Annotated in this window: 13 protein-coding genes and 7 pseudogenes; 6 read left to right on the top strand and 14 right to left on the bottom strand. The window is 53.7% G+C overall.

From position 1 onward, the window contains the following. Positions 1-70: 70 nt before the first annotated feature. Together JCM13996_RS12210 and JCM13996_RS02065 are read left to right on the top strand one after the other, a co-directional pair. Positions 71-706, top strand: a complete 636-nt coding sequence (locus tag JCM13996_RS12210; protein WP_369395678.1) for a hypothetical protein — start codon at positions 71-73, stop codon at positions 704-706. Then, positions 649-1,899, top strand: a complete 1,251-nt coding sequence (locus tag JCM13996_RS02065; protein WP_156321814.1) for a CarB family protein — start codon at positions 649-651, stop codon at positions 1,897-1,899. Before JCM13996_RS12210 ends, JCM13996_RS02065 begins: the two co-directional genes overlap by 58 nt. Before the next feature lie 95 nt (positions 1,900-1,994). Here JCM13996_RS02065 and JCM13996_RS02060 read toward each other — a convergent pair. Then, positions 1,995-3,700 (bottom strand): annotated as a pseudogene (locus JCM13996_RS02060) (NFACT RNA binding domain-containing protein). Positions 3,701-3,874: 174 nt separating this feature from the next. On the opposite strand from JCM13996_RS02060, the gene JCM13996_RS02055 reads away from it, so the two are divergent. The 3 genes and pseudogenes from JCM13996_RS02055 (at position 3,875) to JCM13996_RS02045 (ending at position 5,843) form a co-directional block, all read left to right on the top strand. Further along, complete coding sequence (locus tag JCM13996_RS02055) at positions 3,875-4,741, top strand: DegV family protein (RefSeq protein ID WP_054749404.1); 867 nt, start codon at positions 3,875-3,877, stop codon at positions 4,739-4,741. A gap of 207 nt (positions 4,742-4,948) precedes the next feature. Then, positions 4,949-5,517 (top strand): annotated as a pseudogene (locus tag JCM13996_RS02050) (NUDIX hydrolase). Between the two features lie 32 nt (positions 5,518-5,549). Further along, positions 5,550-5,843 carry an ArsR/SmtB family transcription factor gene (locus tag JCM13996_RS02045; RefSeq protein WP_054749403.1) on the top strand — a complete coding sequence of 98 codons (294 nt, stop codon included), beginning with the start codon at positions 5,550-5,552 and terminating at the stop codon, positions 5,841-5,843. 1,502 nt (positions 5,844-7,345) lie between these two features. Here the strand turns inward: JCM13996_RS02045 and JCM13996_RS02040 are convergent. The 4 genes and pseudogenes from JCM13996_RS02040 to parE form a co-directional block, all read right to left on the bottom strand. Beyond that, positions 7,346-8,274 (bottom strand): annotated as a pseudogene (locus JCM13996_RS02040) (manganese-dependent inorganic pyrophosphatase). Between the two features lie 45 nt (positions 8,275-8,319). Further along, positions 8,320-9,282 (bottom strand): LysR family transcriptional regulator, encoded by a 963-nt coding sequence (locus JCM13996_RS02035; RefSeq protein ID WP_054749402.1) that lies wholly within the window; start codon positions 9,280-9,282, stop codon positions 8,320-8,322. A gap of 303 nt (positions 9,283-9,585) precedes the next feature. After that, positions 9,586-12,044: pseudogene (parC, locus tag JCM13996_RS02030) on the bottom strand (DNA topoisomerase IV subunit A). 6 nt (positions 12,045-12,050) lie between these two features. Continuing rightward, a pseudogene (gene parE / locus JCM13996_RS02025) lies at positions 12,051-14,070 on the bottom strand (DNA topoisomerase IV subunit B). 212 nt (positions 14,071-14,282) lie between these two features. Here parE and plsY point away from each other — a divergent pair. After that, positions 14,283-14,906, top strand: a complete 624-nt coding sequence (plsY, locus tag JCM13996_RS02020) for a glycerol-3-phosphate 1-O-acyltransferase PlsY (RefSeq protein WP_054749401.1) — start codon at positions 14,283-14,285, stop codon at positions 14,904-14,906. Between the two features lie 92 nt (positions 14,907-14,998). Here plsY and JCM13996_RS02015 read toward each other — a convergent pair whose 3' ends face one another. The 9 genes and pseudogenes from JCM13996_RS02015 to ylqF all read right to left on the bottom strand — a co-directional run bounded on the left by JCM13996_RS02015 (position 14,999) and on the right by ylqF (position 23,872). Further along, complete coding sequence (locus tag JCM13996_RS02015) at positions 14,999-15,871, bottom strand: aldose 1-epimerase family protein (RefSeq protein WP_054749400.1); 873 nt, start codon at positions 15,869-15,871, stop codon at positions 14,999-15,001. After that, positions 15,865-17,301 (bottom strand): ATP-dependent protease ATPase subunit HslU, encoded by a 1,437-nt coding sequence (gene hslU, locus JCM13996_RS02010; RefSeq protein WP_054749399.1) that lies wholly within the window; start codon positions 17,299-17,301, stop codon positions 15,865-15,867. Before hslU ends, JCM13996_RS02015 begins: the two co-directional genes overlap by 7 nt. Positions 17,302-17,311: 10 nt before the next feature. Continuing rightward, positions 17,312-17,832 (bottom strand): annotated as a pseudogene (hslV, locus tag JCM13996_RS02005) (ATP-dependent protease subunit HslV). Between the two features lie 100 nt (positions 17,833-17,932). Further along, positions 17,933-18,829, bottom strand: coding sequence for a tyrosine recombinase XerC (gene xerC, locus JCM13996_RS02000; RefSeq protein ID WP_054749398.1), 897 nt, complete (start codon positions 18,827-18,829; stop codon positions 17,933-17,935). Positions 18,830-19,132: 303 nt separating this feature from the next. Continuing rightward, positions 19,133-21,214 (bottom strand): annotated as a pseudogene (gene topA / locus JCM13996_RS01995) (type I DNA topoisomerase). A 93-nt stretch (positions 21,215-21,307) separates the two neighbouring features. Continuing rightward, positions 21,308-21,883 carry a DNA-processing protein DprA gene (dprA, locus tag JCM13996_RS01990; RefSeq protein WP_225353440.1) on the bottom strand — a complete coding sequence of 192 codons (576 nt, stop codon included), beginning with the start codon at positions 21,881-21,883 and terminating at the stop codon, positions 21,308-21,310. After that, a complete protein-coding gene (locus JCM13996_RS11410; protein ID WP_225353407.1) occupies positions 21,844-22,158 on the bottom strand; it encodes a hypothetical protein in 315 nt (104 codons plus the stop codon). Before JCM13996_RS11410 ends, dprA begins: the two co-directional genes overlap by 40 nt. 105 nt (positions 22,159-22,263) lie before the next feature. After that, a complete protein-coding gene (gene rnhB, locus JCM13996_RS01985) occupies positions 22,264-23,028 on the bottom strand; it encodes a ribonuclease HII (protein ID WP_054749397.1) in 765 nt (254 codons plus the stop codon). Continuing rightward, complete coding sequence (gene ylqF / locus JCM13996_RS01980) at positions 23,015-23,872, bottom strand: ribosome biogenesis GTPase YlqF (protein ID WP_054749396.1); 858 nt, start codon at positions 23,870-23,872, stop codon at positions 23,015-23,017. The genes rnhB and ylqF overlap by 14 nt, the downstream gene beginning before the upstream one ends. Positions 23,873-24,020: the final 148 nt, after the last annotated feature.

The raw sequence follows: 24,020 nt of genomic DNA, 5'->3' as shown, positions 1-24,020 counted from the left end.
TTTGAACCTGGACGATATCCGCATTGGGGCAGGAATTCCCGCTGTGATTGAGCCCACCCAGGACGCCATTATGGCGCGCTTCCCACAGTTTGGTGAAGACCACCTCAACGGAGCTACCCTCGGTCCCCAGTTGGTCGCCAGTGGCGCCATCTTGGGAGCAGGGGCCAACGCCGAGAGTGCCATTATGGAAGGACTACGTATCCAGTTGGGGCCTAAACTGACAGCGGACGTATTGCCCGCTACCATCACCAACTGGACGGATGACGAATTGACCCAGCACATTATTCGGCCTAATGGTCTCCGGTTAGCGACCATCTGGTCTGCTTTTGCTCGCGGTTATTCGCTCAGTGAACTGGTTGAATTGTCCCATATCAACATTGGGTTGCTAGCCATCGTGCAACACTTGGCCCAACTCCACCAGGCACTCAGTCAACACCCCGGGGACATGGACTTGCTTAAAGAAGCCAAACGCTACGGTATCACCGATGCCAGCATCGCGCAGCGTTGGGACATGACGGCCGATCAAGTGGCCGCTTTGCGTGATGAGTTGGCCGTTCAGCCGACATTTAAGGCCATCGACGGGGGCGGCAGATCATCAACGCCTCGCGGTCGTACTACGCTAGTTTTGGTGCCGAAAACGAACCACGAGTGGGCACTAAACCCCGCGTCGTTATCGTTACCCCCACGAGTACGCACCTGTGGCTGAATGAAGCGCAGGGGGCCGTCACGGCCGCATTGGCCGACGCCATCGCCCATGCTGGTTACGCACCGGTCATCATTACCAACAGCACGGTCAAACAAAACGTTGCTGGTGTACGCCGCTACCTGGCAACAAGTAGCACGGAGGAAATTCTCAGCATTATCCATCATGAAGACCCCATCGGCGTAATCTGTCAGGCTAGCGGTAACGATGGCGCGGCCTTGGCGGGCCGGCTTCGGGCCGCTGGAGTTAACGTCTTGGGAAGTAACGCTGATTGCGTCACCACCTTTGACCAATCCCAAGCCGGCGCGGCCGTCGCTAATGAATCTGACAGCGACTGGCAGGTCAGCTTGGACTTTACTGCCGCGATCAAGCCCGACAGTACGCACCTGGCCGTGGATGCCATCAGTGACGGCGACACCGTGGCGGTGCTCGGTGTCATCAATAGTTTGGAGCGTAACGCTGACGTTGCTGGCACCGTGCTCGCCGTTACGCCACCACGTCGCGGGGTAGCCGCACTGACGCGTCGAGTCACCGCCATCACCGTCAACCTGGCCAAAATGTACGGACTGATCGGCTTTGTGCACACCGAGTTTGTCGTCAACGACCACCAGATCACCGTCCGCCGCGTCGCACCCACCGTTAACGCCACCGTGCCGTTCCTCGCCAAGACGACGACCGTGGACTATGGCTACCTGGCTGCCCACGTTTACTTAGGCAACAAGCTAGCGGACCTTGGCATCAGCTCAGGGCAGTTAGCCCAAGCAGACGGGGTGCACGTCCTCTTGCCGGTCGTACGGCAAGGACTGCCCACGCCGGGTACCGACCGCCCCGAAATGGTGCAGACTGGCGTGGTCATGGGCAGTGACAATTCACTGGGTAAAGCGTTGATCAAAGCCTTTGCGGCCGCCCACCAACCGTTACCTGATCACGGTCCAGTACTACTCGACCTGGGCACCGATAAGTCCCAAGCTTTAGCGGGCCGACTACGAGCGCAGGGCTTCCAGGTTCAGCCGGCGGGCACACGCATCACGCGTGCCAACGTGCGGTTGGTCATTACTGATAACCCATCGACGGACACCCGAGCGCAGGCCACGGCGCGGACAATTCCCATCATTAACAGTGTCTGTGCGGACGCGATGTTACGGGTGTACGAAGCTCGGGCCTTTTCGCTCGAACCACTTGCACCAATTTCGTAGTAAGCCAAAAAGGAGACGGTCAGTACGTTGCGTGTTGTCTACGCAGTAATGACCGTCTCCTTATTGTTATTTAGTTTGTTATCAGTGCATTTACTTTACATGGTTGGTTGGTGCCGTAACTTATCTACAAGCTCGACGGTCGGGGTGACCGCCAGGGTCCGCTGCCCCGTATACACGACAAAGCCGGGCTTGCTGCCGTTGGGTTTGCGAATTCGCTTAACGGGAATATAGTCCACCGGAACGTTGGCGGATTGCCGGGCTTTAGAGAAGTAGGCAGCCAGAGAGGCAGCCTCTTGCAGGGTCCGGTCGCTGGGATCTGCGTCCTTGATGATGACGTGGGAACCCGGAATATCCTTAGCGTGTAGCCAAATATCGTTCTTTGCGGCGGTGTGCAACGTCAGTTGTTCGTTTTGCAGGTTGTTCTTGCCGACCAGAATGACGGTGCCATGCTAGCCCAGAAGCGTTCCGGTTGTGCCACTTTGGGCTGCCGTTGCTTCTTGGCTTTGCGTTGCTGGCGAATGTAACCTGCATTGGTAAGCTCCGTCTGGATGTCCACCAAGTCCTGCGGGGCGGCAATTTCCACCATAGCCTGCACGCCCTGCAGGTAGTGGAGTTCAGACTCGGCCTCCGCCATCTGCTCGTGCACGTGGCTGACGGCTTTACGCAGTTTTTGGTAACGGGTGAAGTACTTCTGCGCGTTCTGGTTTGGTCCCAGTTCCGGAGCAAGTTTGATCTTGATGGGTCGCATGTCGTCGTAAAAATTCGGTAGCTCCACCGACTTGGCGCCGCGCGGCACATCACGTAGGTAGGTCGTCAAAATTTCACCCCGGATGCGTAACTCGTCCGCCCGGTCACTCTCATCGAGGGTGTGCTGCAATTTCTTGAGCTTTTTGGACAACCGTTCCGTATTCGTCCGCAGCACCCGAATTAACTTGCTACCCACTTCTTGAACGCGGGCGCGCTCAGCCCGTTGCGCGTAGAACGCGTCGAGCAGGGCGGATAGCGTCGGGTAACTGTGCTGTTCGCCACTGATGGTGCGCAAGGGGGTAGCGGCAAACTGCGGTTTGGCCGCATCGATTAGCACCGGCTCAGGGTGATCAAACGCATCCATGAAGCCCGTCCACGCCGCTTGCGGCAAACCGTGTTGCAAGCGGGTTGCCATCTCGAGGGCAGCATCGCGGCCAAAACCCTGGTAACGGGTCTGAATGGCCTTGGCTAAACCAGCAGTGTCGGTGCCAAACTGCTCGACTAGGCTGGTATAGTCAGTTGCTTGCGCCATGAATGGGTCCAGTTTATCCTGGTAGGGTGGATCGACATATTCGGCTCCCGGAAGTAAGATGCGGAAGCGGTTCTCATCGGGGTGCACGTGGCGAATCAGTTCGAGAATTTTGTGTGTGCGCTGATCCACCAGAATGACGTTGCTGTGACGGCCCATGAGCTCGACCACGAGGCGCAAGGACACGGAATCACCAAGCTCATCCCGCGTGGCAAAGTCAAAGTAAATAATACGGTCAGCACCAACCTGTGTAATGGCCGTCAGGGTAGCCGCGGCCAGGTATTTACGCATGGCCATAGTAAATGGCGTCGGTACTTTAGGGTTCGCAAACGGAATCGTCGTGATCTGAACGCGTGCAAGTTCTGGGTTAGCCGACAGGAGCAGCGTCTGGTTATGACGATTAGCACGAATGCTCAGCATTAGTTCGTAAGGGTAGGGCTGTGAAACTTTCATCACCCGCCCAGATTGTAATGCGGCTTGCAATTCGCGCACCATTGCGTGGGTAAATAATCCGTCAAAGGACATAATATACCTCCTTAATTAGCTCATTCCATTGTACTAGTAGTTGCGCCCACGTGCAAAAGTATGTTTGGTCCGGCACACAGGCCTACCGAACGGAGTGAGCGGGGGCGTCATGGCCTTCACTCAGGTTATGTGTTATAGTATTTTGGTATAATTTTGAAGGAGCTGGTTCAACTTATGAAAATTGCCATTGTGACCGACAGTACTGCTTATCTTTCTGATGAAGAAGTACAGGCCAACAATATTACTGTCGTACCCATTCCCGTGATTCTTGACGGGCAAGTGTACGACGAAGGAAAGGACATTACGCCAACTGAATATTACGCGAAACTGCGGTCGGCCAAGACTTTTCCGAGCACGAGCCAGCCACCCGTTGGTGAAATGATTCATCTTTACGAAAATCTCCGCAATGAAGGTTACGACAAAGTCATTAGCATTCACTTAGCAAATACCATTTCTGGTTTTCAGCAAACCCTCCGGACCATCGCCACCGAAATTGATGGACTTGAGGTCACCGTGTACGATTCACAAATTACGGTCAAGCTGATGGGGTGGCTCGTACTGGAAGCCGCACGCATGGTGAAACAAGGCGCGGACGTGCCCACCATTGTCGCCCGTCTTGACGATCTGCGTGCCTCCATGGGTGAATACTTTATCGTCAACGACCTCCAAAATCTGGTTCGTGGGGGCCGTTTATCCAACGCTGCCGGCTTCATTGGTGGCATGCTCAAGATCAAACCGTTATTAACGTTCGACGATGAATCCCATAAAATCGTGGCCATCGAAAAGATTCGCTCCATCAAAAAGGCTTACGCGCGGGCAGAGACTTTGTTCCAAGCCGCCTTGGATAAAGTTGATTATCCAGTACGGGGATTGGTTATTCACGCGAACGATCCGGATGCAGCAGCTAAATGGCAGGCTGAACTGGAAGCCAAGTTTCCGGATGTTCCGTTTGAAACTTCCTATTTTGGCCCGGTCATTGGGACCCATCTAGGTGAAAAGGCCATCGCCATTGCTTGGATGAAGGACTTCACACGCGTATAATTGACGTCGGCAAAATTGACGTCGGCAAATGCAAATGGATGTAATTACAATTAACAATTACAACAATTACAATTAGTAGAACACTTAGTTGAACACTGGTTGGTAGGACACTGTTAAATCGCAATTATAATATTGTATAATGTAGGCGCAATTGTAGCGCCTATTTTTGTGCTCATAAAATTATCGAACTAAGGGGTAACCATCATCATGCTTAAGCGACCACAAACGACTGGCAACATTCTCAGCAGCAAAGAAGTCTACCGGGGGCCTATTTTCAAAGTTTTACAACAAACAATTCAAACACCAGACGGGCTGACGGTCAAGCGCGACTTCGTGGAACATGGTGCAGCCGTGGTCATGTTAGCCATGACGGCAGACCGACAGCAGGTCTTGGTCAACCAGGAATACCGTGTCGGCATCAACGGTGAGGCCATCGCGTTGCCCGCTGGATTGATCAATGATGCGAAACGCCACTCGTGGCCGCCAAGCGTGAGTTGGCCGAAGAAACGGGGTACGTTGCCACCGAACTGCGGCCGTTTACCGTCATGATGGCTTCCGAGGGTTTTACCAACGAGCGGATCACCGCCGTCCTAGCGACCATCGATCCCCAACAGCGAACCGATCGCCACTTTGACCACGATGAGTTCGTCGCAACGAGTTTGGTACCGATGGACGACCTGATTGAGGCCGTACGTGACGGCGAAGTCACATCATCACAGACCATTGCAGCAGTGAGCTACTACTTGGCGTTTATAGCACATCGCGACACAAATTGATTGAACAGCAGCGTTAAACGAGGAGATTAGCCATGAACATTAAGCAGACCATCAGTAACGATGAACTACGCGTCAAAATCTTCAAGGCGTTGGCGGATGAAAGTCGGTTAGCCATTGTTCGGTTACTACACAGTGAAGGTCACGAATTAGACTCCACATCAATTGGCCAGCAATTGGGTATCAGCAAGTCAACTTTGTCATACCATTTGAAGCTCCTCCGCGAAGCTGGACTAACGAATACACGGCGTGCTGCGCAAACCCGGTACGTCAGTGTGAACAACCAAGTCTTTGCTGCGGTGCTACCAGGATTTCTGAACACATTGTGATGAGTATGCCATCAACAGAGTCGCAACACTTGCCGTACGTTATTAATGCACGAGTGATTAATGCACGAGTGGGGGGCTCGGCTGATGGCATGACTAATCGTTTAATTCTAGTTTACATAATATATATTATACGAAGAAAACACTGCGGAAGATTATTAAGTTAAATGCGATCAATCGCCGCGTTAACCTCCCGCCTACACGTGCACCAACATCTGGCGTCTAAGTTGCAATGCATGCATGAACTCTGTCGCTCATTGACTATTGCCAAACCGAGGAATTCCAACTACTCAATTAGGTTCTTGACGTTTACGTTGACTAGACTCTAAAACTCAGCACCAACAAACGCATGTCCTAACGATTAAAATCCCGACCAAACCAGTGCTTATTCTTCACGCCAGCAAGACTATATTTAGTTCAGGCATTGCACTTGATTTCATCATCATCATAATGATAATGCGCTTATGTCCAGCGACGATCAGCCGCGCACTGACGGTCAACTGACCGTCTATCAGTTTGAAATTGCACCAGAATCGTCCTCTGGGCACACCAAAATCCAACAATGTCTATTACCGGCAATTATCAGCCCCACGAATGACCTGAACTACGATTTGCGCGATCAATTATTTCAAACATCATGCAGCTATCGCGTAGCGCGCATCTTGTGTTCAGAACAATCCCAGCCCACGCCTTCATCCATTAAAACTATCTGTAACAACTAACTACGACTTAACTACAACTACTAACTAATAACTAACTAATAACTAACTAAAACTACGCTGTACAAAGAACCTGTGGCAGCTCCGTTTATAGTGACTTTTTATAGTGACTTTGCCGCACACAAATGTAATTTATGACAACAATCCAGACTCAGCAGTACGTTTTTACTAAATTTTTTTACTAAATAACGTAGTGGCTGTTGTTCCGCAACGAGCAGTACATACATCAAAATTTCAATTTTGGCCCAATTTTTGGTTGCGTGCACACATATACCATACGCGCTTAAGCAACGAAATTCATCCTTGATAGCTGGCACATAATTGACCGTCAAGCCACATTTTCAATAACGCTAGCTCTTCCGACGATTTCAGCTCAGCATTACTTTTGTCCTTAGTGCCGTTGTCGTTATTGGTAGCATTTGCGTTCTTTTACCGATTAATTCACTAGATTTAAAACCTGATGACATTCAAAATTAATTCCATAAACCCTATAAAATCAGACTACAAGGTTTGGTTCCCAGATCCAACTGCTTCGCAATCTGCTTTTGTATTTACCCTGACTCACAAACCGTTTAGCTCATCAATTCCCCTTTTTAGCGTTTAAATAACGAGTAACATCAGATGTTTTCTTCCAGGTTACCCTTTATTTTCCTCCCATTTTGCGAGTGCCACTCCCCTATACCAATGCTAATGGGGCAGGTGACAACCACACCCATTTAACCAAAAAAAAGCGATGTGCACCCCGTTCGGTACACACCGCAATAAGAATTCAAGTATCGCTGGACATTAGCCCTTGTAGGCAGCCGTCAATGGTGGCACAACCTGCTTCTTCCGGGAAACTACACCTGGTAGCGCAATCCGGTCTTGATCATCAAACTTCTTGCCAAAGCTTCCTCAACCTTGCTACGGTCGCCAATAACAAACCCGACCGAGTTGCTGTTTAAGATATCAGTGGCGATAACGAGGAACAGGTCGTAGCCTTCCTTGTCTGCTTCAGCCTTCATGGCGTCCTGGATAGCTGACTGACGGTCGTAGATTTCGTTAAGGTCAACGGTGTTGATCTGGTCGATCCGCACGTTGGTACCGTTCATGTCGAAGCTCTTGGCGTCACCATCAATCAGATCCTGATCACTGCGAGCGCTAAGGTTAGTCCCGGCCTTGAGCATCTTCAGGCCGTATTCGTTCAAATCGATCCCAGCCAATTCCTGCAGCTCGGCAAAAATACGCCGGTCTTCATCCGTAGTCGTTGGGCTCTTCAGCAACAACGTATCAGAAATTAAGCCAGAAGCCATCAAGCCCGCAATCTGGGGACTGATCTTAAAGCCAGCTTCTTTGTACATGTGGAAGATTACGGAGTTGCAACTGCCCAGAGTTTCCATACAAATGTTTACTGGCGCGTCCGTCTCAAAGTTGGCGACCCGGTGGTGGTCAACCACGTACTGCACCGTGACCTGGTCACGGTCCGGCACTGACTGCTGGGCTTCGTTGTGATCCACCAGCATAACACTGTCCGTTTCGTTGGCCGCAGTCTTGATGACCCGCGGTACGGACTGCTTAAAGTAGTCGAGCGCGAACTTAGTCTCGGCATTAGGTTCGCCTAGCGCAACAGCCTCCACGTCGGTGTTACCAGCCTGGCGCTGGTATTCCGCAAAGGTAATGGCACAGGTAATAGCATCAGTATCAGGGCTTTGGTGTCCAAAAATCAAAGTTGTCATGAAATAATTGCTCCTTTATGTTTAATTAACGGCTTATGCAACCTTTTATAGTCTACCACGGGTCCCACTGATACGAGCGTAGTAATCCTCCTCGTCCAGATATTCTTTGAACTCATCCAGGAAGCCCGCAATCCGCGGAATCTGGTCCTTCCCCCGCCGGTAGACGTAACTTAATTCAAAGTGAATGCCCGGCTTAAACTGGGAAGCCTCCGCGTCGATGGCGTCCTTGTGGGCACCGTAAAAGCTGGGCGGCAAAGCGGTGTTGACGCGCGTCGCGTTCGAGAACTTTGCCAACTGGTACGGTGTGGTGAAGCGGGCCACGGGTTCCGGCATCGTCACCAGCTGGTTCTTGTACGTCTCTGCCAGTAAGTGGGACAGAAAGTAATCATCCGGGTAGGACACCCATGGGTAGCTAGCCGTTTGCTCAAAGCTGATTCGCTTCTTGCCCTCCAACTTGGCGCCGTGGTGCAGGTACAACAATTCTTCATCAAAAATCTTACGTGATTCGTACGGCTTCCAGTTCTTGATGGAGTCGTCAGGCAGATACATGACCGCCAAATCGATCCGGTTGTTTTCAAGGCTTTCCCAAATTTCGCGTCGAGTCATGATCCGGAAAGTCACGGTAATATCTGGATGCTCTTCGTAATATTTAGCGATGAAGTCCGCAAACACCGCATCCTCAATGGACGACAGAAAACCAATTGAAATTTCACCGGAATTAGCACTCGTCGTCCGCTGGATTTCATCCGTGGCGTTGTTCATGACCTGGTAAATTTCCTGAGCTGCCGTCAACATCGTTGCCCCGGCATCAGACAAGTGTAACTTCTTCCCCACAGAGAAAAACAGTGGGGCGCCAACGGACTGCTCCAGCTTTTTGATTTGCTGGGTCAACGCTGGCTGCGTAATGCCCAGCAACTGGGCAGCCTGCGTATAGTTCATCGATTCTGCTAGTTGCATGAAGTACGCCAAAGTCTTAGCTGAAAACAAGGCATCATGATTTGTAGCCATAAGCTAGTCTCCTCTAATTTTGTTTAGCCACCCCGGTTCCAGACTACCTCGCCACAACTACCACGGGGCATCCCGGCACGGCCCTTCCATTTACATTCTAATAGTTAGAATAAGTTATTCGGCCTTTAAAAACAATAGCTTACGATTATTTTCTTATAACTTTTTTTTGACTGTGCAGTTATATTTAGCCACTGGTGGTAACGCTAACACGCTGTGGCTAACAAAAAAAGTCGCCAACGGTTCACCGTTGACGACAGTTCCTTAATTCTGGTACCAACCTACTTACTTAACGGCACGCGCCGCCTACTGCTGGTTATCATCATCCGTAGTCGGGGTCACCTGAGGCACTACGGCCACGGGCGTCCCCTGCGTGTCCGTATCGATTACAAACGACCCGTTACTATAGCGGTCACTCAACGGGTGGTCCATCGGGTTCAGGGTAATTTGCTGTCCCTGATCAGTCGTCACAGCCAACGTCATGCCACTACTCAGCAGCATCATGCTACAATGCGGTGTGGTGACTTCTTCAGTTCCCGCAAAATCTGCAAGCCTCGTTTGGCCCGGCTAGTAACTGGCACCTCGCTGACCCGCATCCGCTTAAACGCCCCGCGCTGAGTCAAAATACCCACCACGGCGTTGTCAGGCTGTGTAAACACGGCAAAGTTGGCCACGTGGTCCGCCGGCTTGAGGTTAATCAACTTGACCCCCGCCGCCCGGGCACCGCTCACTGGCACTTCATCGAGCGCAAAGGTTAAGCCGTAACCACCATACGTGGCGACAAAAACGGTCAGAGCGTCCGCACCCGCTGCGTTGAAATACACGTTAGTGACGGTGGCATCAGCATCTTTGAGTTTGATCGCTACAATGGCCTTACTCTTGTACGTCCGCGTCGGCTGCAATTCGGACAGCAACGTCTGCTTGATGTAACCGTCGCTGGTGCCGATGGTGAACGCACCGTCACCATCCAGTTGGTCAAAGGCAAAGACCGACAGCACCTGTTCGTCTGGCGCCAAACCCACGGTCTGGCTGAGGTGTTCACCTGAGTCCTTCCACTTAGTATCAGCGAGTTCGTGCACCTGCCGGTAAATCATGTTGCCCTTGGTGGTAAAAATGTACAGGTGGGTCAAAGTCGACAACTGAGCCGTATAGACCGGCGCGTCCTCGTCCTTGAGCCCGTTACTATCCGGACTCACCGCCTGATAGCTACGCAAGCTACTACGCTTGACGTACCCATCACGGGAGACTTGGACCATTACTTGTTCATCGGCCACCAAAACCGTCGTATCTACCTGGAGGTTTTCCACCTCGGCTTCAATCTCGGTCAACCGGTCCGAACCGTACGTCTTACCGATGGCTTGCAGCTCATCGGTAATCACCTTGTCCCGCACAGCAGGTTTACTGATGATGTCCTGCTGCCGAGCGATAGTTTTTGCTAACGCGGCCGCTTCCGCCTGTAACGCGGTCACGTCAGTGTTGGTCAAACGGTACAACTGTAAGGAAACGATGGCTTCCGCCTGCGCAACGGTGAAGTCATATTCCCGCACCAAGTTGTTTTTGGCGTCAGCTTTGTCCTTGCTACCGCGAATGGTCTTGATCACCTGGTCCAAGATGGACAGGGCCTTAATAAGACCTTCAACGATGTGCGCCCGCGTCTGGGCCTTGGCCAAATCGAACTTAGCCCGTCGTACCACCACATCGCGCCGGTGTTCAAGGTACGCCGTGAGCATGGCCTTCAAACCTAACTGCTGCGGCTGTAAGTGGGCAATGGCCACCATGTTGAAGTTGTACGATACCTGCAAGTCAGTGTTCTTAAACAGGTACGTCAGAATACCCTCCGCGTTGGCGTCTTTTTTTCAGCTCAACGACCACGGACAACCCGAAGCGGTCACTTTCGTCCCGCACCTCGGCAATGCCGTCGACCTTCTTGTTGATTCGTAGTTCGTCGATACGCTTGACCAATTCGGCCTTATTAACTTCGTACGGTAACTCCGTCACAACGATCTGCTGGCGGTGACCGCGCATTTCTTCAATATGGGTCTTGGAACGCACGACGATCTTCCCGCGACCAGTCTCATAAGCTTGGCGAATCCCCGCCAAACCCTGCACGATCCCGCCCGTAGGAAAGTCGGGACCCTTGACCTGGGTCATCAGGTCATCCAGCGTGGCATCGGGGTTGTGCATTAAAATCAGCAAGGCGCCGATGACTTCGCGCAGGTTGTGCGGTGGAATTTCCGTGGCGTAGCGGCTGAGATCCCGGTCGCCCCGTTAACCAACAGGTTCGGAAATGCTGCAGGCAGCACGGTCGGCTCTTGCTCGGTGTCATCAAAGTTGAGCACCATGTCGACGGTATCTTTATCGATATCCTTCAGCAACTCGCCCGAAATTTTAGACAACCGGGCCTCGGTGTAACGCATGGCAGCCGGCGGGTCCCCATCCATGGACCCGTTATTACCGTGCATTTCCACGAGTGGTGCCCGCAGTTTCCAGTCCTGGGACAAGCGCACCATGGCTTCATAAATGGAACTGTCACCATGGGGGTGAAAGTTACCCATGACGTTACCCACCGACTTGGCCGACTTACGGAAACCGTGATCGTAGGTGTTACCATCCTTGTTCATTGCAAAGAGGATACGCCGCTGGACGGGCTTCAACCCGTCACGTACGTCCGGGAGCGCCCGTTCCTGAATGATGGACTTGGAATACCGGCCAAAGCGGTCACCCATAATGTCTTCAAGCGTTAATTCTTGAACGTTATTGGCCATAACTCACTACTTTCCTTTCCGTTTATTCAACTGCTTGGTAATGGCTTGCTTACCAAACTGCATGTCGGCGTGGTCCGTATCAGATTCCAGAATCGAACCCTCATCGTCCAGCGTGAACTTGACGTTGTGTTCGATCCATTCACGCCGGGGCTCAACGCGGTCACCCATTAAGGTCGTGACGCGCCGTTCCGCGAGCGCCGCGTCATCAATCCGTACCCGAATCAACGTCCGTGTTTCCGGGTTCATGGTGGTTTCCCACAGTTGGTCGGCATTCATTTCACCCAGCCCCTTGAACCGGGTCAGGGTGTAGCCCTTACCCATCTTCTTGGCTTCAGTTTCAAGTTCCTCATCAGTCCACGCGTACTGGATGCGCGTCTTGTCCCGTACCCCTTTGGACAACCGGTACAACGGCGGCAACGCGATGTAGACCTTGCCGGCTTCAATTAGTGGCCGCATGTAGCGGTAGAAGAACGTCAGCAACAAGATCTGAATGTGGGCCCCGTCGTCATCGGCATCGGTCATGATGATGATCTTATCGTAGTTCGAACTCTTCACGTCAAAGTCGCTGCCGACCCCAGCACCAACCGTGTAGATGATAGTGTTGATTTCAGCGTTCTTGACGATATCATCCAACCGGGCCTTCTGCGTGTTCAGTACCTTTCCCCGCAACGAGGATGGCCTGAAAACGGCGGTCACGCCCTTGCTTGGCGGACCCGCCGGCCGAATCACCTTCGACCAGGAACAGTTCGTTCTTGGCCGCATTTTTACTTTGGGCAGGGGTCAACTTACCAGATAATAGCCCCTGGTCCTTTTTACGTTTCCGACCATTACGGGAGGCGTCCCGAGCCTTGCGCGCGGCGTTTCGCGCTTCACGCGCCCGCATGGCCTTTTTGACCAACTCCTGGGCGGCATCCCCGCCCTCCATGAGCCAGTAAGTCAGTTGCTCGGTCACAACGCTTTCGACGACCGGTCGCGCTTCGGGGCTACCCAGCTTGGCCTTGGTTTGGCCTTCAAACTGCAACAGCTCCTCTGGCACCCGGATGGCGAGCACGCCGGCTAAGCCTTCACGCACATCGCTACCCTCCAGGTTTTTGTCCCGCTTCTTGAGCAGCCCCACCTTGCGGGCAAAGTCGTTGAAGGCGCGCGTCATGCCGGCACGCATCCCCGCCTCGTGGGTCCCCCCATCAGGCGTCCGAACGTTGTTGACGAACGATAGGATGTTTTCGGAGTAGCCGTCATTGTACTGGCCGGCAAAGTCGACAATGATGCCTTCCTTTTCCCCTTCAAAGTGCATGACCTGAGACATCGTGTCTTTGCCTTCGTTCAGGTACTCCACAAAGCTCTTCAGCCCCTCCGGGTAGTGGTACTCCTCGACCCGGGGTTCATCTGGCCGCTCATCGGTCAGTGTGATTTTAATATCTTTCAGTAGGAACGCCGACTCACGTAGGCGTTCCGCCAGGGTATCAAAGCTGTAGGTCGTCGTTTGAAAAATGGTTGGATCTGGCTTGAAGGTAATGGTCGTCCCGTTCGGTTCGTTGACCTTACCCAACTTTTGTAGCCCGTTACCGTCCGGGTGCCCGCCGTTCACGAACGTCTCCGTGAAGGCGTGCTTATCGCGAACCACGCGCACCGTCAGTGACTCACTAAGGGCGTTCACGACGGATGAACCCACACCGTGCAGCCCACCACTGGTTTTATAACTATCCTGGGAGAATTTACCCCCAGCATGCAGCACGGTCAGAATGACCTCAATGGTTGGGCGCCCACTGGCGTACATCCCCGTCGGCATTCCCCGTCCATGGTCCTTGACGGTGATGCTGTTATCCGGATGAATCGTCACGGCGATGACATCACCGTAACCGGCCAACGCTTCGTCGACCGCGTTATCTACAATTTCGTACACCAAGTGGTGCAACCCACGTGCGTCGGTGGAACCGATGTACATTCCGGGCCGCTTCCGTACGGCTTCGAGGCCTTGCAGCACCTGAATGGACGAATCATTATACGCATCTACTGGTTTCGCCATAAATCGACAACCTTTCCTTTTACACAATAATGTTACTTTACACCACTCGGACGACCCACTCCAATCATTTCGGTGGCGAAAGTATGTTCGTATTGACCTAACAATTTTACCCGGGTGCCGCGTAACTGTCAAAATAATCGCATCCGTTACACCCGGTGCGGTGCGCACCCACCCCAAACATGCTAAAATGTTAGCTTGAAAGGAGTGGCAGCATGCTACTTGTACTAGCTTTTATTCTCTCATACCTATTGGGCTCAATTCCGTCCGGGGTATGGGTCGGTCAAGCACTATACCACAAGGACGTCCGCACCGCGGGCAGTCATAATATTGGGACCACCAACGTGTACCGGGTCTTAGGCCCCGTCGCCGGCACCATCGTGCTGGTGATGGATATCCTCAAGGGCACGCTTGGCGCTAGTCTTCCCGTACTGTTTGGCTACCAACACCACTGGCTGGTGTTGGTCTGCGGGGTCGCCGCCGTGATCGGTCATACTGCCAGTATCTTTATCGGTTTCAAAGGTGGCAAGGCGGTAGCAACTAGCGCCGGAATCCTGCTCGCATATAACCCAGGCTTCTTCCTGATTGCCTCGGCCCTGTTCGTTTCGTTCATCCTGCTAACCTCCATGGTTAGCATTGCCAGCACGAGCGCCATCACCATCGTGACGATCATTAGCTGGTTTGGCTACCACGATCCGTTGCTGACGGCCATTGCGGGAATCCTCGCGGTGGTGTTCTTCATCCGTCACCGCGCCAACTTTGCCCGGATCCGGCGCGGTCAGGAAAACTTGGTCCCGTTCGGTTTGTACTACTGGTACCGTCAACGCCACCAATCCTAATTGAATTCCATGCTTTCCACGACAGCGATAGCGCTGCGTGGACACACCAAAAAACCGCGGTTGCCCGCGGCTTTTTGATTGTCTTCAAGGAGCTAAAAAGTCTTGATCGTGTAGCCCTGAACAAAGGTACCACCTGGGGCGAGGCGGTTAATGCCCCGCTTCTCCGTCAAGTCGCCGGAAGCGTCCGGCGCGTCGGCAATCCCCCACCACGGTTCGATGCAGCAGAAGTTGCCGGTAACAGGGTAGGCAGACCACACGCCGACGTATGGTGCGTCGCTGACAGTCAGGGACACGCCGTGACCGCCACGCTGCGACTTCAACGTCATGGTCGTTTCGTCGCCATTCAGTTCGTAGATCAACGCGTCGTCTTTGAACAACTCGTGCGTCAAGGACAACTGGTTCACGTCGCGCTGGTCGCGCTGGGCGTAATCCGCGTACTTACCAGCCAACGGAATGTGGGTCCGCTGCTCGGCGGGATCGAAACTCAGCGTGTAGTCCTCATACTGGGACTGGGCGTCTAACGGCAGGTGGAACGCCGGGTGTGCCCCGATACTAAAGTACAGGTCATCGCTGGCGCTCGGGTTGTTAACACTGTAACCAACCGTCAGACTCTTACCGGTCAACCGGTAGCTGATTACCAGCCGGAATGCAAACGGGAACTTTGCGCGGGAAGCATCATTATCGGTCAGTACCAGGTCGACGGCGTTATCTTCCTGATGCAGCACCTCAAAGTCCATGTCGCGAGCAAAGCCGTGACGCGTCATGTGGTACGTCTGGCCCTGATACTGGTACTGGTCGTCCTTCAGTGCCCCCACAATGGGGAACAATACGGGCGCGTGCCGGGCCCACACTTTGGGGTCGGCATCCCACATGTACTCCGTACCGTCCGTGCTCTGCAGGCTGGATAACTCCGCACCATGCAGATTGATCTCCGCCTGTAAGTTCTCGTTTGCAATCGTTACCATGAAAAAAAGTCCTCCTCAACTATCGTTAAAAAAATGTACTTGCTCATATCATCATCAGCCGCAATGTTACCGACCTTATCCAGGACGTACTGTTCGGTGATGGTGATGGCACCCATTTGCATGTCAGGCCCCTCGTACAGGATGTCCTCCAGTAGCTTTTCCAGGATGGTGGCCAGCCGCCGAGCCCCGATGTTCTCCTGGGTGGTGTTGACCGTCGCGGCAATGTGCGCAATGGCCTGCACGGCTTCCTGGGTGAACGTGATTTTGACCCCATCGGCCCCGATCAACGCCATGTACTGCTTGGTGAGCGCGTTGTCCGGCTCGGTCAGGATCCGGACAAAGTCAGCCTCAGTCAGGTCGGACAATTCGACCCGGATTGGGAAGCGCCCCTGCAGTTCGGCGATCAAATCGCTCGGTTTAGCGTCCGCAAACGCCCCAGAACCGATAAACAGGATGTGGTCGGTGTTGATCATACCGTACTTGGTGTTGACCTGTGACCCTTCAACGATGGGGAGAATGTCACGCTGCACCCCTTCACGAGAAACTTCGCCACTGCCATTCTTGGTTCCTTTGGCAATCTTGTCAATTTCATCAATGAAGATGATTCCAGAATTTTCGGCCCGCCGAATTGCGGCGGCGTAGATGTCAGCGTGGTTAACTAACTTGGCGGATTCTTCCCGAATAAAGGCTTCACGGGCTTCCCGCACGGTCATTGTGCGTTCAACCTTCTGTTTGGGCAACATGTTGCCCAGGGCCTGACCCAAGTCAATGCCCATCTGGCCGTACATATCGTTCATACCACCGTTGGCCTTCTTCTCATCAGTTACAGCCACAGTCAACTCGCGGTCTTCCAGTAGTCCCTTATCCAGCTGCTCAGCGACCGATAACCGCTCGTCACGGATCTGATCCGTGACTTCGCCTTCATCTTCATCTTCCTGCGGTGCCCCGCCGTTTTGCAGATTGTTGAACATCGCCATCAAGTCGGCCATGTTATTCTGCCGCTTTTCCTTCTTGATACCAGGCACCAAAAGCTTGACTAAGCGTTTATTCGCGGCTTTTTCGGCGCGGGTGCGGACCTTGGCGTACTGCGCCTTCTCTTCCATCTGGACGGCCACATCCACCAGGTCGCGGACCATGGACTCCACGTCCCGGCCGACGTAACCGACCTCAGTAAACTTAGTGGCCTCAACCTTAACGAACGGTGCGTCCACGATTTTTGCTAACCGCCGGGCAATTTCCGTTTTCCCCACCCCGGTTGGCCCGATCATTAACAGGTTCTTGGGGGTAATATCTTGTTGCATCTTCGGGCTCAGTTGCATACGTCGCCGCCGGTTGTACAGCGCCACGGCCACGGCTCGCTTAGCCTCGTCTTGACCAATTACGTACTGGTCCAGCTGGGCGACAATCTGTTTTGGTGTTAAATCGCTCATGGTCACCCTCCTATAATTCACTCACTTTAATGTGTTCGTTAGTAAAGATATCGATGCCGCTAGCAATACCCACGGCTTCTTTGGCAATCGCGCTGGCGTCCATCTCCGTGTGCCGAATCAGCGCGACCGCCGCGGCTTGGGCAAAGTTGCCGCCACTACCGATAGCAAGGACGTCCTCATCAGGCGCAATCACCTCGCCATTGCCGGAAACCAGCAACAAGTCCTTCCCGTCCATGGCAATCAGCATTGCCTGCAATTTTTGCATGGTCGAATCCTTGCGCCAATCCTGCGCCAAGCAACCGCCGAACGCTGTAGGTTACCCTGGAACAACTCGAGTTTCTTTTCAAACCAATCCTGAAGCGTCACGGCATCCGCCACGCCCCCGGCAAAACCGACCACGACCTTGCCACCGTAAATGGGCCGAATCTTTTCGGCGGTGCCCTTCATGATGACCTTTTCGCCACCAGTGACCTGGCCGTCACCAGCAATCGCGGTGTGGCCGTTCCGACGTACTGCTACAATTGTTGTCATTACTTAATCTCCTTGTTGTTCGTGCTCACCCATTATCGATGGTGTGTTCATCATAACGGTGACACGCTGTCATATCATCATACTAAAGTCTGAATCTGCCTTATTGATGTTCCGGAAAGTACTTTTGGTAATCCTTCACCAGGTGCGCGGTCGTCACGTGGGTGTAGATCTGCGTCGTCGACAAACTACTATGTCCCAGAAGTTCCTGCACGGTCCGCAGATCCGCGCCGTGGTTCAACATGTGCGTGGCAAAGCTGTGACGCAGCATGTGGGGATGGATCTTAGTCGTCAGGCTCGTACGCTCCACCACGCGGTCCAACACGTACTCGATACCGCGAGGGGTGATCGGCCGACCATGCTGATTGAGGAACATCCGGTTCGTCCACAAGCCGCTGACGGCCATCAGGTCAGCCCGTACGGTGTCGACGTAACACTTGATGGCGGTAGCCGCCTGGTCACCAAACAGCACGTAACGGTCCTTGTTGCCTTTCCCGTGGACCAGGATGGCGTGCATTTGCAGGTCTACCTGTTCCACGGTGAGGTTAGCCACCTCGCTGACCCGCATACCGGTGTCGTACAGCACTTCGAGCAACGCCCGGTCGCGGATATCGGCGGGGTCGTCGCCCTCAACGGCTTTGAACAGCTGCGCAATTTCGGGCTCGTAGAAGAACTGCGGCAGCCGCCGATGCTCCTTTTTAGTCTCGACCATGGCAAAGGGATCGTGATCAGCCTGGCCGACGCGCATCAGGTAGCGGTAAAAGCTGCGCAAACTACTCAGCTTCCGCGCCGTAGTGGCTCGACTATAATGGTGATCGTTCATATCGGTCATGAAGGCGGCCACGGTCACGTTATCGACCTGGTCGTACCCATCAAAGCCGCCACTGTCCTCACAAAACTGCCGAAACGCGGTAATATCGTTACGATACGCGCGCTGCGTGGCGGGCGAGTAGTGGCGCTCAACGTTGAGATAATTAATAAACTCATCCAATGGTTCCATTTGCTCACCTCTGTCTCAATTATCGTATCACAGAACGTACGAATGCGCTTACGTAAATGTGCCAATGCCGCCATCCCTAAGTCAAGCAACCCGCTAAATATTTACGCCGTCAATGCAACTAGTACCGGATAAATTCCAACGGGGCATTGTGGTAAAAAAATTGATTAATTGCCCACCAAAATAGTCCTGCAAGTCGCGGCAGTGCGGCACACTAACCACTCACTGACGCATAAGCGTTATCAACGTCACCGTGCGCAAACACAAAACCCCGGCTAACGTGGGTTAGCCAGGGTTACGTAGTCTTTACTTTTGCACTGCTTCTTCGTAGTCACCGGTGGGGCAAACGACCTGCACACCGCCGCGGCTGCGTTTTTCAACCAAGAAATGACCATCCTTGGGGCAGTTACGCCCAACCGGCTTATCCCAGGACACAAAGTCACAGTCGGGATAGCGTGAACAGCCATAGAATGTCCGGTTTCGCTTGCTCTTACGTTCAACAACCTGTCCCTGGCCACACTTTGGGCACACCACGCCAATTTCCTTGACGATGGCCTTCGTGTTGCGACAATCAGGGAACCGGGAACAAGCGTAAAACTTTCCGTAACGGCCCATCTTGATGACCATCGGGGCGCCACAGATGTCACAATTAAAGCCGGCCGGTTCATCCTTGAGCTGAATCTTTTCAATTCCCTCTTCGGCGTGGGCGACTTCTTTGGCAAATGGCTTGTAGAACTGGTCGATGACCTTGACCCAGTTAGCGTCACCCGTTTCGATGGCATCCAGCTCACCTTCAACGTTGGCCGTAAACTTAATGTCCACGATGTCCGGGAAGAATTCCACGATGAGTGAGTTGACGATTTCACCCAGCTCAGTGGGTTCAAAGCGCCGCGCGGTCAACTTCACGTAGTACCGCTTCTGAATGGTTTCAATCGTCGGCGCGTACGTCGACGGCCGGCCAACGCCATTTTCTTCCAGCGCCTTAACTAAGTTGGCTTCGGAATACCGGGCTGGTGGTTGTGTGAAGTGCTGGGCCGGATCGGTCTTGGTTAACTTCACCTGGTCACCTTCCGCTAGTTCGGGCAACTCACGGTCCTTCTGGTCGGAATCCCGAGAGGACACATACAAAGTTGTGAAACCCTGGAACTTCGTGTGACTACCGTTGGCACGGAACTCGGCACCACCTTGGTGCAGTTTGACCGACACTGTGTCTACCACGGCGGGCGTCATTTCACTGGCCACAAAACGAGACCAGATCAACTGGTACAACCGCATTTGGTCCTTGGTGAGCACCTTGGCCAAACTCTTGGGCGTACGGTACGTCGAACTAGGCCGAATGGCTTCGTGGGCGTCCTGCGCTCCTTCCTGAAGCTTACCCTGACGGATCTTGGTGGCGGCGTAAGCTCACCATATTCTTCGTGGATAAACTTACTGGTTTCCGCTTTGGCCACACTAGAAACACGCGTACTATCAGTACGCATGTAGGTGATCAGCCCGACCGTCCCGGCCCGGCCACCAAGGTTGATCCCTTCATACAGCTGTTGGGCCAACATCATGGTCTTCCGCGTCCGAAAGTTTAGCTTCCGGTTAGCTTCCTGCTGTAGGGAACTAGTAGTAAATGGTGGTGCGGGGAACCGTTTGCGTTCTTTTTTTCACTACGCTGGTGACGTCAAACGGCTTGCTCTTATCCACGCGGCTAAGCACGTGCTGAACCGCATCGTTGTCTGGTAGCTTGGTTTTCTTGCCGTCCAAACCGTAAAAGGTGGCCGGGAAGGCTTTGCCCCGCCCCTTTTTGAACTCGGCATCGATCGTCCAGTATTCTTCTGGCTTAAAGTCATTGATTTCTTGTTCACGGTCAATAATGAGCTTCAACGCAACGGATTGCACCCGTCCAGCCGACAGGCCCTTCTTGACCTTTTTCCACAGTAACGGGCTGATGGAGTAACCCACCAGGCGATCCAAAATTCGCCGGGACTGTTGGGCCTCAACGAGTTTTTCGTCAATGCTGCGTGGTTCCTTGAACGAGTTTTTCACTGCGTCCTTGGTAATTTCGTTGAACACCACGCGGTTCTTATCGTGGGGGTCCAAGCCCAACAGGTAGCTCACGTGCCAGGCAATAGCTTCCCCTTCACGGTCCGGGTCGGCTGCCAGGTACACGTGGTCGACCTTCTTGGCCTCGCGCTTCAAACTTTTGATGACGTCGCCCTTACCACGGATGGAAATGTATTTAGGGGCATAATCATGCTCAATGTCGACCCCCATCTGACTCTTAGGTAAATCACGCACATGGCCCAGGCTCGCAATCACCTTGTAATTTCGACCTAGGTACTTTTCAATTGTCTTGGCCTTCGCGGGTGATTCCACGATGACGAGATTCTTGGCGGACATAAACGTCCTCCTTTCAATAGTACGGTGCGTCGTCATCTGCGACACACAAAATCAAGCCAATCTTAGGCCATTACGCGGGGCCCTGTCAAACTTTTACGCAAAATATTGTAATTCCGCCACAATATCCGCCGCCTGACGCACCAACGTTGCCCCTTGTTGGATCAACTCGTTGGGGCCCACCCCCAGCGGCGCGTCGATGCGGTTAGGGAGGACACAAACCGTCCGGCCGGCTTCCAAAGCCATGGTGGCCGTGATCAAACTGCCGCTCTTGTGGCGAGCCTCCGTGACTAACAGCGCGTGACTTAAACCCGCAATGATGCGGTTACGCGCCACAAAACGGTACGGTAGCGAACCCGTGCCTGGTGGATATTCAGATACTAATAATCCGTGCTGGGCGACGCGTTGTTGCAACTGCCGGTGCCGCGGTGGATAAAACTGGTCCAGGCCGGTCGCAATGACACCAATGGGTGGTAATCCTGTCGTCAGCGCCGCCTGGTGCGCAATGCCATCTGCACCTTTGGCTAAACCGCTGACCACCGCCACGTTCCGGGGCAATTCCGGCAACATGTAGGCGAGCGCTTGCTGCGAATACTCGCCGCCAGAGCGGGCGCCCACGATGCCCAAACACGCTAGCCGCAGTAACTCCGGGTGACCCGCGTAAAACAACACCAAGGGCGTTGCTCAATCATGCGCAACCGCTCCGGATACATATTATCGGTCACCGTTAAGTACGGTTGCCCACACAAATGGTGCCACCATTCACGGTGCGCCGGGACTGCTAGCCAAGCAGTCAGCCGCGCGCGGGACCGGTCCGGGGCAGCTGCCACCAGGGTCGCCTCGACCGGCGGTGCTCCCGCCGCCAACGCTTGCATGACGTTCCGCGCCACCGTGGGACTAGCCCCCGTCGCCACGTGGGTCAGTAATAGGAACTCCCGTAAGTCCATCTGCGTACCTCCACTGTTTCTACAGGGAGATTTCGCGCAAACGGACCATTTGTCTACTACTAATAAGGGATAGGCAATTTCATGCCGCTCACCCGCTCATCCCGGTTAGCACATACCTCGCAATGCCGCGCGCACCGGGCTAAATGAGCGTCGATGAATCGGCGTCACGCCCAACTTGCGTAACCCGGCTAGGTGCTTAGCGGTCCCGTAACCCATGTTGTCCGCCAAATCATACCCAGGATAAACTCGGTCATAAGTCATCATGAGGCAATCACGCGCCACTTTGGCCACAATGCTGGCCGCACCGATACTAATGCTGCGCGCATCCCCTTTGATCAACTTCGTCTGCGGAATGTTCACCGGCACCGTCATTGCGTCGACTAGCAGGTAGTCGGGCCGCACCCGTAAACCGTTGACGGCGGCCGCCATCCCCAGCTCCGTGGCGTGATAAATGTTCTCGCGGTCAATGGTCGGGGCGTCTTCCACCCCTAAGCTAACCGCCACGGCTTGCGTCAAAATTTGGGCGTACAACTCGCTCCGCCGGTGTGCCGTGAGTTGCTTACTATCGTTGACGGGCACGTTAAAACGGTCATCAATGATGACCGCCGCTGTAACAACGGGCCCGGCTAGCGGACCGCGTCCCACTTCGTCGATACCAGCGATTCGCGGGTACTGGGGCCATAATGACCGTTCAAACTGTAACCGTTCCTCAAAGTTGGCCCGGGCCGCCTCCTGCCGGTCTTGACGCCGCTGATACTGGCGTAGGAGTTGCTGTGCCCCTTTGTGCGGGTCAGCCGCCAATGCCGTTAACACTTCGGGGGCCACGTTGCCCGTAGCCAATAATTGCCGGTAATCACTAAGCGTCGGCATGGTCCGCCTCCGGTACTTCGAGTGTGTAACGGCCCAGTTCACCTTTGCGTACATCGTTGATGAACCGCGTGGCCATGCGGTCGTACTCCTCACCAAAGCCGAGTTTATCACTCAGGTGCACCATCAAGTCGTTGGGCGCTAAGGCCAGATCAGCATCATTGAGCCCGTACGCCTTACGCAACCGCGCCGGATATTCACGCATAAAGTACTCCAGGCCCCACAGTGCCACGTCATCATCGTTAAACACCGTATCCGCGATCGCACCGCTGAGCGCCAGACGCAACCCGACCTGCTGGTTTTCAAACTTCGGCCACAAAATGCCGGGGGTGTCCAACAAATCCAGGTTATCGCCGGCCTTCAACCACTGCTGGTTTTTCGTGACCCCCGGACGGTTGCCGGTCACCGCAATGTTTTTGTGGACCAGGCGGTTCAAGATGGTCGATTTACCCACGTTGGGGATGCCGATGCACATTGCCCGAATGTGCGGGTTCTTAATCCCCCGCGCCTTTTTCCGCGCAATTTTATCCGCTAACTGTTGCGTTGCTAATTGCGCCACTTGCTGCAGTCGGTTGGCGTGCTGCGCGTCGATGGCTAACGCCGACTGACCAGCCGCTTGGTAGGCCGCCAACCACTGCTTGGTGCGGTTTGGATCAGCCAGATCCGCCTTGTTCAAAATGGCGATGCGTGGTTTTTGGTTCAACATGGACAATAGCATCGGGTTGCGGGAACTCTCGGGTACCCGGGCGTCAACCACCTCGAAAACAATGTCCACTTGCTTGATGCGTTCCGCGACTTCACGCCGAGCCTTTTGCATGTGGCCGGGGAACCAATTAATGTTTGTCATAGTTTGTAACTCCTTTAGTACCAAGGGTTTGAGACCCTCGGGTGATCATTTTTCGTTAACGTGGGCAAAACGTGGACAGCGTGGCTAAATTACCAAACACTACCGTTCAAAATCACCCAATTTTTTTTAATGAACCGCGTGCTGGTCT

The sequence above is a fragment of the Lacticaseibacillus thailandensis DSM 22698 = JCM 13996 genome, assembly GCF_001312865.1.
Classification (GTDB): Bacteria; Bacillota; Bacilli; order Lactobacillales; family Lactobacillaceae; genus Lacticaseibacillus; species Lacticaseibacillus thailandensis.
Note: the sequence above shows the minus strand (reverse complement) of the source record. Positions and strands in the feature narration are given on the sequence as shown.

Excerpts from the sequence above, each read along its gene's own strand:
- JCM13996_RS12210 (WP_369395678.1), top strand. The coding sequence starts at position 71 with ATGGCGCGCTTCCCACAGTTTGGTGAAGACCACCTCAACGGAGCTACC.
- JCM13996_RS02055 (WP_054749404.1), top strand. The coding sequence starts at position 3,875 with ATGAAAATTGCCATTGTGACCGACAGTACTGCTTATCTTTCTGATGAA.
- JCM13996_RS02045 (WP_054749403.1), top strand. The coding sequence starts at position 5,550 with ATGAACATTAAGCAGACCATCAGTAACGATGAACTACGCGTCAAAATC.
- JCM13996_RS02035 (WP_054749402.1), bottom strand. The coding sequence starts at position 9,282 with ATGGCTACAAATCATGATGCCTTGTTTTCAGCTAAGACTTTGGCGTAC.
- plsY (WP_054749401.1), top strand. The coding sequence starts at position 14,283 with ATGCTACTTGTACTAGCTTTTATTCTCTCATACCTATTGGGCTCAATT.
- JCM13996_RS02015 (WP_054749400.1), bottom strand. The coding sequence starts at position 15,871 with ATGGTAACGATTGCAAACGAGAACTTACAGGCGGAGATCAATCTGCAT.
- hslU (WP_054749399.1), bottom strand. The coding sequence starts at position 17,301 with ATGAGCGATTTAACACCAAAACAGATTGTCGCCCAGCTGGACCAGTAC.
- xerC (WP_054749398.1), bottom strand. The coding sequence starts at position 18,829 with ATGGAACCATTGGATGAGTTTATTAATTATCTCAACGTTGAGCGCCAC.
- JCM13996_RS11410 (WP_225353407.1), bottom strand. The coding sequence starts at position 22,158 with ATGGACTTACGGGAGTTCCTATTACTGACCCACGTGGCGACGGGGGCT.
- rnhB (WP_054749397.1), bottom strand. The coding sequence starts at position 23,028 with ATGCCGACGCTTAGTGATTACCGGCAATTATTGGCTACGGGCAACGTG.
- ylqF (WP_054749396.1), bottom strand. The coding sequence starts at position 23,872 with ATGACAAACATTAATTGGTTCCCCGGCCACATGCAAAAGGCTCGGCGT.